This window comes from Nocardia noduli (genome assembly GCF_019038455.1).
Lineage (GTDB): Bacteria > Actinomycetota > Actinomycetes > Mycobacteriales > Mycobacteriaceae > Nocardia > Nocardia noduli.
Map to the genome: position 1 here is coordinate 1 of NZ_JAFMPL010000172.1, position 9,427 is coordinate 9,427.

The window sequence follows — 9,427 nt, forward strand, 5'->3', positions numbered from 1 at the left end:
CCCCACGGCCACGCCCGAAGAATCCGGACACGAATCCCGAGTATGCGAACTCGCAACATCCGACCTGCTCGACGACTACCTGCATCGACACCTGCCTCCCGAGACAATGACCGCGGTACGGACCCATTTGGACGTGTGCGAACGCTGCTGGGAACGATGGAACCAGCACCGGTGGGACGCCGCCGCGCACCACCCACTGCTGAGCCAACTCGCACAATTCCTAGGACCGCAGTATCGGACCCACCACGACTCCTCAAAAGCGCTGGCCGCCGAGTGGGATTCCGCCGACCCCCGCACCGACGCCGAGATCGCCGACTTCTTCCGCACCAGCACGAGTTACCTGTTCAACCTGACGATCTGGGAAGCCAGCGGCAACCGGCCACCCTACGTCACCGCTGCGCTGCCCACCCTCGAACAGCACGCTGTCCGGACCATCCTCGACGTCGGATGCGGGATCGGCAGCGACGCCCTCGCGCTGCGCCACAAGGGATTCACCGTCACCGGATGCGACTACCAGTCTCCGTCAACCCGATTCATGCACCACCGATCCGGCGGATCGATCCCGGTCATCGAACCCACCGAACTACATGCGATGACCCCGCCGGACGCGCTCTGGATCATCGACACCCTCGACCACATCGCCGACATAGATCAGACGCTCGGCAGGCTTCTACCCAACACTCGGATGATGATCACCGAGGATCTCACCGAGACGAGGCAGCACGGGAACCAACGGTTCCACCACCGCCGACCGTACGGCGAATTCACCGAGCTGTTCGGAAAGTTCGGTCTGAAGCCGATCAGAAACGATGGAGTTTGCCAGTACTGGCGAACGAATCGCGAACTATGATCCCGTCGAGCGCGGACCCGATGGAGTGCATGCGGGGACTTCCTGCGCCGGTCCGCGTTGGTGTGGGGTGCCACCGATCTTGTCTGCGAGGAAATGGCCGCGATCGGCGTGGACCTGGTGCGAAGCGTGCTGGCCGACAACGTCGAGCGCCCAGCCCGCAGCGAACGAAGCCGCGACGCCACCCTGCGCGTGCGGTCCACCTGGGCCGGAATGGCCGTGATCGAGATCGGGGACGTTCGGGTACCGACGGTCACGATCGGCCGACGGGCCCACGCACAGCCATATCACGCCCGGCCGCGTCGGCCGCTGTACCGGTTCTACCGGCTCGCTCGGCTCCGGATCGGCCCGCCACAGGCGGACGGCGTGCCGACAAGGCGGACACCGTGAGAGAAGGATAGTTGGAAACCGTTGCCGTACAGTACGTTGCGTCGGTCGTCCGCCCCGAGGCACTGAGGCGGCTCGGGCATGAGGTGATCGACCGCCGCCGCGAGCTGGGGATGTATACCCGCGAGGACCTGGCCAGGGGGGCCGGGGTATCCGTGCGAACACTGGGGACCCTGGAACGAGGCGATCGCCTGCTCGGGCGCGCGGTGCTGGAGAAGGTCGAGCGCGCACTGGGCTGGAGATCCGGCAGCGCACTGGCGGTGCTGGCGGGCGAGCAACCGCAGGTGGTGCTCGACCGCCCCGTCCCGGCCGAGGTGCTGGAGGCCATCGCCGAGTTGTACCGGGCCGCGGGCAGGGTGACCCGGCTCGCGGCCCGGCTGGGCGTACTACCCGACAGCGATCAACTGATCGGCCCCGACAGCCTCGCCCCTGCCGACGATCGCGCCGGGCGAGCGCCGCAGTCGCGCTGCTGTGCGGGATGCGAGACGACACGCGCAGCCCGCCGCCGCAAGGCCCTGCGATCTCGGCACTGGTCACCGGCAGGCCGGGTTTGAACATGCCACGGTCGGTCACACGAGCAACGCGCGACGCCGCGACGCGCGCGCGAACGGTCGTCGCCGCTCGCACGCCGCGGCCGTGCGATCACCGCTGGTTGTGGCTGTCGATCAGTGTGCCCGTCCGGATCGCGATGCTGATGGTCGCGCTCCCGATCGGGGGTGTACTCGGTGCGCGGGCCTGCGGACGGGCAGTCCTGTCGATCCTGCGCGGGGCGCCTGTCGCCGCCCGTGGCCGCGGCGCTGGCGATCGCGATCCCCGCAATCGAATCTCGGGGCCAGCGGGCCAGCCGCAGTGATCATGTGTCTGTACGGTTTCTCGGAGCGGACGGGCAACGGCGTCTCGAATCACAGATGAGCTGATCTGTGACTGGGCGTCGTTCTGGGACAGCGTCGAAACCAATTAACTTTCCGCAGAATGGTATCGGGCACTACGTCGCGGCTGCACGCGGCTGGTCGTGCTCGACCACGGTGCATAAGGCGGGCGTGACGGCCTCGACGTTTACGCATGGTTGGGCACTAACGGCACTCGAAATGAGCAGTGAATCTGATCATCGGTCTTGGGGTGGGATGTATCGGCGGTGGCGGGTTCGTTTGGTCGGTCTGGGCGGGTTGGGCCGTGCCCGGTCGGTTGGCTGTGCTGGAGGTTGGCGTTTAGCGGGACGCGACGACGGGCTGCGGGAGGCTTCGATCGCTGCGTCGATATCGCTGGCTGTGAGGAACCAGGTGCGGCCGGCTTTGTGGCCGGGGAAGCGCCCGCTCTTGAGTTGTTGGACGTACCAGCGTTCGGATTTCCCTAGTGCGCGGGCACCCACGGATACGGGATAGGTCTGCTCGTGCGTGCCGGTGGTTCGAGGCGGGTCCGGCTCGAATTTGGGTGTAGAGGATTTCTCACTCATGGTCAGATCCTGTGTTCAGTGTGGATCTTGAAGTGTGGATTATGTGAGTTGAAGGTCGGGACATCGTGCGTTCCGGATCCTCCGTAGCAATTTTGTGAAGAGCTGTGGGGCCGGCGCGTTCCATGCGTCGATTCACGGAACCGGATAACAGATAAACGACGGTGCCCCAAGGTTGCCGATGGCGGGCATCGACAGCCCGGGTGGACAACGTGTCGGCGTGCGGTCACTCTGAGCCTGATCAACAAGACCTGGCGGTCGGTCGAACTCGGAGGGATGTTGTCGGTGTGTCGGAGCGCGTGTCGAAAGTTTTCTATTCGTGGTTTTCGCGGTTCGTGGTCGATTCGGGAGATGGTTTGGGCGAGAGGATCACCAGCAGGACGGACTCGGACTGGTTGGCGATGGTCAGGCTGTAGGCGACGGGCTGGCCGGTCACGGGGTGGATGGCGTGCATAGCTGCGCTGGGGTCCCGTCCGTAGGCGGCGCGGACGTCATCGCTCCACGTGGCCCGGAATTCAGTGTTGGGCCCCAGGTGCCGGAAGAGTGCCCGGGTCTGTTCGGCGTTGCGGTAGCGCCCGGTGATGGCCCGAATCGTGGCCGTGGCGTGTGCGAGTTCGGACGGCCGGTCGGTGAGGATCGGTTTGGTGTCGGCGCTGAAGAACCAGGCCGGGATCGACCCGGTGAGCTCGAGTCCGGGGGTCGCCTCGCGGAACAGGTCGTTGCAGGCCAACACGTTCCACACCGGGTCGACGTAGGCGGCGAGGTCGCCTCGTTCGTTCAGGTCGTGGAGGTGGGCCATGAGCTGGTCGTTGTCGATGACGGATCTGGCCAGTGTCGCGACGGGTTCGAGCTCGACTGCTGCCACTCGCAGTTCGCGCAGGTGTCGGGCCAGAGCGGAGTCGAGCCGGTATCCGACGATGATCAGCTCCAACAGTTCTGGGCTGGGGTTTCGGCGGCCTCGTTCGATGTCGGTGAGGTAGCTCCGGCTGATTCGGAGCATGGCCGCGGCGAAGTCGCGGGTGTAGCCGCGTTCGTCGCGGATTCGGCGGCAGGTGTTGCCGAGTGTGGGGACACGCGGGGGTAGTGCGTGTCGGGAGCCGGGTGATCGGCGTGGTTCGGGATCACGGGTCATGGGGTGGAATCCCCCTCCTCGAAAGTCTTCCACGGCAGGATGGGCAGAGGTTATGGTGAACGGTTGCCCCCCAGTTGATGTTTCGTTCCTACCAGACTGGGTAGCGACCGGCAAGCGGTTAGATGATCACATCATCCAAATCGGTTGCCCCGAGGCTGCGAGACGGACAGTGATCGTCTCGGCGAGCGGCGTTGCGGTGGACAGTTTCCGGCAAATGATCCAGGTTATGCAGCTTGCATACATTCCCCAGCAAACTCGCTGATCAGGTAGTGAATAGCAAATGTATGCAAGTTGCGGTACCGCAAACTGCATACCTGAAAACTCTGGATTTCCAGTGGTTCCCGGCGTTTGGTGGGAAGTGCGAGGTCGACAACGATCCCGCCGAGAATCCGAAAGTCGCTGAGAGGAACGCCACGTGGATCCCTTCGCCATTCTGGGCTATATCAACGCCGGGCTGTCGCTGCTGTCGAACGGTCTGACCGTCGCGGCGCAGGCCCTGAGCTTGATCCTGCCCTTCATCTGACCGAGATGTGACCTGAGAAGCGGTCTCCCACAGCGGATCCCCGCTGTGGGTGCAGGCCGCCCGACTCCTCGGCCGCCCCCTCGCGCGGCAACTGCACTCCCCGAATTGCTCACCCTCACTGGGAAGGCTTATTTCGTCATGCCCTCATCCGGGATTTCACCCCTCCATCGCCCGCCGACCGACCGCCACGTGACGCACACGCCTGGCAATCGCGCCGCCCGCCGATCCCGACACACACCGCGCACCACCCGCGTAGCGCGCGTCACCCTCAGTGCTGTGGTCCCGGTCGCGGTTCTTCTCGCGACTGCGGGGACTGCGCAAGCCGCCGAGCCACCCACCGCGATCGCCGACCAACCCGGTGTCACCAGCCCCGCTCAACCCGGAACCTCCGCGCCACCACCGCCTCCTGCGCAAGAGCCGTCCCCCGAACCGCTGCCGGAGCCCGCGCCCGCCCCGGCGCCACCGGTGTACTACGCCCAGCCGCCCGAAGTACGCAACGCCGCCCCGACGCGTCCGGCACCGTCGGTGGAAGCACCGGTGGAGCCGATCCGCATCGAAGACCTGCATCTGCCCGAACCGGTGGAGCCGGTCGCGCCGGTCGAGGTCCCCGCCGACGTGATCCGGATCGGGCAGTGGGAGACCGCCCGCCCCGAATGGCTGGACGAGCCGTGCGCCGAGGCGATCAACGACTTCTCCGCGGGCGTGGAGGCGCAGGTGGCGACCGCGCTGGACTCGATCGGCATCCCTGCCGGGCGCTCGGATCGGGTCTCCGGTGCGACGCTGGCCGGTGCCGGGATCGGTGGCGCCGCCGGTGCGGTCGCGGTCGGCGCGCCCGCCGCCGCGGCCGGTGCGGTCGCCGGGGGACTGATCGGGGGCACCATCGGCGGGATCGCCGGTGCCGCCCTGGGCACCATCGTCCCGGTCCCCGTCGTCGGAGAGGTGACCTCCGGTGTCGCCGGCACCGCCCTCGGTGCGGCGGCCGGTGCGGTCGCGGGTGCGGTCGTGGCCGGTGTCCCCGTCGCCGCCGTCGGCGCGGTCGTCGCCGGAACCGTCGGCGCGGGCTTCGGCGCCGGAGTCGGAGTGGGCCAGTGACCACGGCGATGTCGACCACCCGCCGGCTGGCCGCCGCCCTCGCGATCGCCGCCACCGCCTCCGGGATGACGCTGACCTCCGCACCTGCTTCGGCGGTGCCGATCGGTCCCGGTTGCCCGGCCTTGTATGTGCTGGGTGTGCAGGGCACCGGTCAGTCCTCCCCGACCGCGGACCCGCTCGCCGATACCGGGGTGGTCGGTGCGCTCATCGCCCCGGTGCTCTCGGCCGCCCCCGGCCTGGTGCAGCGCTCCTACATCCCCTACGGCGCCGGGTTCGGCGGCATCGTGCCCGGGGGAGGACCCGACCCCTACGCGGTCTCGGTGGCCGATGCCCGCAATCAGCTCGACGCCGCCGCGACCCAGATCGCCGACACCTGCCCCGACACTCTCATCGCCGGGATCGGATATTCCCAAGGTGCGCAAGCGGTCTCGGATTTCGCCGCCGACGTCGGATCCGGTGTCGGCCCGGTCGGGGCGGACCGGATCGCGGGAATCGCGCTCTACGCCAACCCCGATCGCCCGGTCGGTGCCCCGGTGCTACCGGGGCGGCCCGGACAGCTGGTGCCCGATCCCGCCCCGGGCACCAACGGTGCGGCGGTCTCGCAGGTCGCGCTCACCAATCCCGTCGCCGGTGGCGGCGGTATCGCCAGCGCGATCTCCTACGGGGAGCTGACCGGCCGGGTCGCCGACATCTGCACCGACGGTGACCTGGCCTGCTCGGCCCCCGACCGCGCCGCCTTCCTGCGAGTCGGCGCCGAAATCGCCGCCCAGGCCGATCTGCGCAACCCGATCGCCGCGCTGGGCACCCTCAGCGGACGGTTACAGGCCGCGCTCGGCGACGCCTGGAACACGGTGCTGCTCAACGACTTCTACGTCGACGGCGCAGATGTCGACTACCGGCCACAGCAGGGACTGGCGGATCGGCTCGTCGAGGCCGCGGACCCGCGCACTCCAGCACCGGACGGTCGGGCGGCGGCGGCGCGCTGGGACGCGATCACTGCCACCGTCGCTGCGAATCCCCTTGTGCTGCTGCCGAAGCTGGCCGGGCAACTGTCGTCGGCGTGGGGGCAGCTGGTCGCCGATAACGCCGATCTGGTCAATCCCGGGGTGCTGTTGCGCTACGTCGACACCATCGCCGCCCACAACGGCTACGCCACCAGCGGCCAACTCGCGACCGGGGTGGCGTGGATGGTCGCCCTGGCCCACGACCTCGCAGGACGGTAGCCCATGACCACCCGAACCGGCCCAATGGCCGACGAGTTCTACACACCGGTCCCTGACGACTTCACCGCGCCGGCGGGGGTCCTGCTGCGCGCCCGCGAGGTCGAGGCCCCCACCGGGACCGGGGCCGACCGCGCGTGGCAGGTGGTGTACTCCACCCGCAGCGCCTTCCACGCCCCGCTCCCGGTCTCCGGACTGGTGCTGGCACCCGAGCCCACTGCCGGTGACGGTTCGACGCTGGCGTACTGCCCGAGTTTCCAGGGGCTGGGACAACATCTCGCCCCGTCCCAGCGTCTCGGCGAGGCGGCTGTCGCGCAGGTGTCGGCGGCGTTGGCGCAGGGCTGGATCGTGGTGGTGCCCGATGGGCAGGGCGTGGGCATGGCCGGGCTGGGCGCGTACCCGTTCCTGTCCGGGGCCGCCGCCGCGCATACGGTGCTCGACCTGGCTCGCGCCGTCACCGGCTCCACCGAAATCGGTGGCGGGTCGGGGGCGTGCGTGATCTGGGGATACGGCGACGGCGGGCGAGCGGCGGTCCTGGCTGCGGAAACCCAGCCCGGCTACGCCCCCGATCTCGACCTGCGCGGCGTCGCCGCCGGTGCGGTCGTGGCCAACCCGCGCGCCCTGGTCGCGGATCTGGACGGCGGGCCGTGGGCCGGGTTGGTCTTCGCGGGCATAGTCGGACTGGCCCGCGCCTACCGGCACCTGCCCGTCACCCACCTGCTCACCGAGAACGGCCGCCGAGGACTCGCCCACGCCGAAACCCTGACGGTCACCGAACTGCTCGACACCTACCATGACATCCCGCTCAGTACGTGGTGTGAGCGCCGCGAACCCTGGAACGACCCAATCTGGCGATACGTCCTGGCCGCCGAAGCTGCCGCCCTGCGCGCTCCCGAGGTGCCGGTGCACCTCTACCACGGCACCGAGGACGAACTCGTCCCGATCGCGATGAGTCGTGCGCTGTTCGCCGAATATCGCGCTCTCGGTGTGGATTTGAGCTGGCGCGAATACGGCACCGGCCACACTCGCGCCGCTGCGGCCGGGGCGCGCGAAGCGTTGACGCGGCTGCGCGGGTTCTCACTGCGCCACCGCACACCGCCCGCGGCCACCATCTCCGGACCACCGGCCACCTGAATCGTGTCTGCCCGCCCCGCCCCCCTTGCCACTGGGCGGGCAGGCACCCCTTCCTCGAGGTGAAGACTCATGCACAGCACCCGTACCCACTCCCGCCGCCTGATTCGCAGCGCTGTGATCGCCGCGATCATCGGCACCGCCACCGTCAACGTCACCGTGACGGCATCAGCTGAGCCTGGTGTGCAGATCGAGGGCGCCTGCCCGGCGCTGTACGTGCTCGGTGTGCAAGGCGGCGAGGAAGGCGACGTCGCCACCGGCAGCGACACCGGCGCGCTCGGACAGGTATTCGGTCCGCTGAGCGCCGCGGCAGGAAAATCCGTGCAACGCGCCTACATTCCCTACGGCCAGAGCGCCGACGGCAGCGCGATGCCTTATGACGACGCGGTCACCGCCGCGGCCGAGCACCTGGAGCAAGCCGCGGCGAGAGTGCAAACCCGCTGCCCGGCTACGCGACTCGCGGTCGCGGGATACGCCCACGGCGCCGCGGCGGCGGACCGCTTCGCCGCCCGTGTCGGCGCGGGCGCGAGCACGGTCAGCGCGGACCGGGTGGCGGCGGTCGCGCTGCTGGCCAACCCCGCCCGCGCCCTCGGCGCGCCGACGCTACCTGGCCGCCCGCAAACCAACACCCCCTCGGCCGCGCCGGGCACCGCCGGCACCCACGTCTCCACGATCACCCTGCTCAACCCGAGGCTGACCGGAGCCGGGATCACCGCCACGGCCACCGCTCCCAGCGACTACGGAACACTGACCGGCCGGGTAGCGGATCTGTGCGTCGGCGGCGACGCCACCTGCGACACCGCACCCGGTAGCCCGCTGGCGAGCACGGTGGCCAACATCGCGGCGCGCTCGGACCTGCGCGATCCGATCGCGGCGATCTCCACCATCGCCACCGCCCTGTCGACCACGGTGTTCACCACCGCAGTCGGTGTCGTCAACGAAGACCTGTCCGGAACCAGCCTGGACCAGCTGTCCTACCAGCCCGCCAAACCCCTCGGGCAGCGCCTGGCCGAAGCCTCCGCTCCCACCGCCACCGCACCGAGCCAGACCGACGCGCTCTCGGCGCTGTTCAAACTCGGCACGATCGGGCTCAACGCCGCGATCTCGGTCGCCCGCACGGTGCTCACCCCGGCGACGGTGGCCGAGCTGGCGACCGTCGGCATGGCCGACCCCCTCGCAGCGGTCGGCGTCCTGGGAGCCAAACTCGCCGCCGCGGTGGTGCAACTCGTGCCGCCGCAGACCGCCAGCCGATGGGTCAACGACGCCTTCGAGGCGATCACCAGCACCGTCACCGCCCCCGATCAGCTCTACACCCTGGCCGGGTCGGCCCAGTACAGCGACACCACCGGCCGCCACGGCTCCTACACCGACGTTCCCGCTACCGGCACCGGCGAATCCACCCTGCGCACAGTGTCGGCCTGGTTCACCGCCCTCGCCCGCGACCTGGCAGACACCACGCCCACGACAGCGTCCACGGTGGCGTCGACGACGCGAACGCCCTCGGCGACGGCGCCCTCCCCGTCGAGTTCCCCATCGGCGAGCACGAGTTCCGTGGCTCCGAGCCGATGACCCACCCCAGACCCCTTCGGGCGGAAGCCGGATTCAGCGGACGCTACCCCGCTGGTCTGCTGATCCTCCCCGGAAC

General features: G+C 69.1%; 8 protein-coding genes. 7 read left to right on the forward strand and 1 reads right to left on the reverse strand.

Annotated elements, in window-relative coordinates; genetic code table 11:
- The 3 genes from JZ792_RS39675 to JZ792_RS39685 all read left to right on the forward strand — a co-directional run.
- Positions 1–850, forward strand: an 850-nt coding sequence (locus JZ792_RS39675) for a methyltransferase domain-containing protein (protein WP_216918039.1), incomplete at its 5' end; no start/stop codon positions are given.
- A gap of 93 nt (positions 851–943) precedes the next feature.
- Positions 944–1,237: a hypothetical protein gene (locus JZ792_RS39680; protein ID WP_216918040.1), complete on the forward strand. Its 294-nt coding sequence runs from the start codon at positions 944–946 to the stop codon at positions 1,235–1,237.
- An 83-nt stretch (positions 1,238–1,320) separates the two neighbouring features.
- On the forward strand, positions 1,321–1,788 hold the full coding sequence (locus JZ792_RS39685; RefSeq protein ID WP_216918041.1) for a helix-turn-helix domain-containing protein: 468 nt from the start codon (positions 1,321–1,323) through the stop codon (positions 1,786–1,788).
- Between the two features lie 1,209 nt (positions 1,789–2,997).
- Here the strand turns inward: JZ792_RS39685 and JZ792_RS39690 are convergent.
- On the reverse strand, positions 2,998–3,816 hold the full coding sequence (locus JZ792_RS39690; protein ID WP_216918042.1) for a helix-turn-helix domain-containing protein: 819 nt from the start codon (positions 3,814–3,816) through the stop codon (positions 2,998–3,000).
- A gap of 799 nt (positions 3,817–4,615) precedes the next feature.
- Between JZ792_RS39690 and JZ792_RS39695 the strand changes: the two genes are divergently transcribed.
- From JZ792_RS39695 to JZ792_RS42805, 4 genes are all read left to right on the forward strand, one after another.
- Positions 4,616–5,431: a hypothetical protein gene (locus JZ792_RS39695; protein WP_216918043.1), complete on the forward strand. Its 816-nt coding sequence runs from the start codon at positions 4,616–4,618 to the stop codon at positions 5,429–5,431.
- 8 nt (positions 5,432–5,439) lie between these two features.
- A complete protein-coding gene (locus JZ792_RS39700) occupies positions 5,440–6,654 on the forward strand; it encodes a cutinase family protein (protein ID WP_254191010.1) in 1,215 nt (404 codons plus the stop codon).
- A 3-nt stretch (positions 6,655–6,657) separates the two neighbouring features.
- Positions 6,658–7,785 (forward strand): lipase family protein, encoded by a 1,128-nt coding sequence (locus JZ792_RS39705; RefSeq protein ID WP_216918044.1) that lies wholly within the window; start codon positions 6,658–6,660, stop codon positions 7,783–7,785.
- A 69-nt stretch (positions 7,786–7,854) separates the two neighbouring features.
- Complete coding sequence (locus tag JZ792_RS42805) at positions 7,855–9,351, forward strand: cutinase family protein (RefSeq protein WP_216918045.1); 1,497 nt, start codon at positions 7,855–7,857, stop codon at positions 9,349–9,351.
- Positions 9,352–9,427 lie beyond the last annotated feature (76 nt).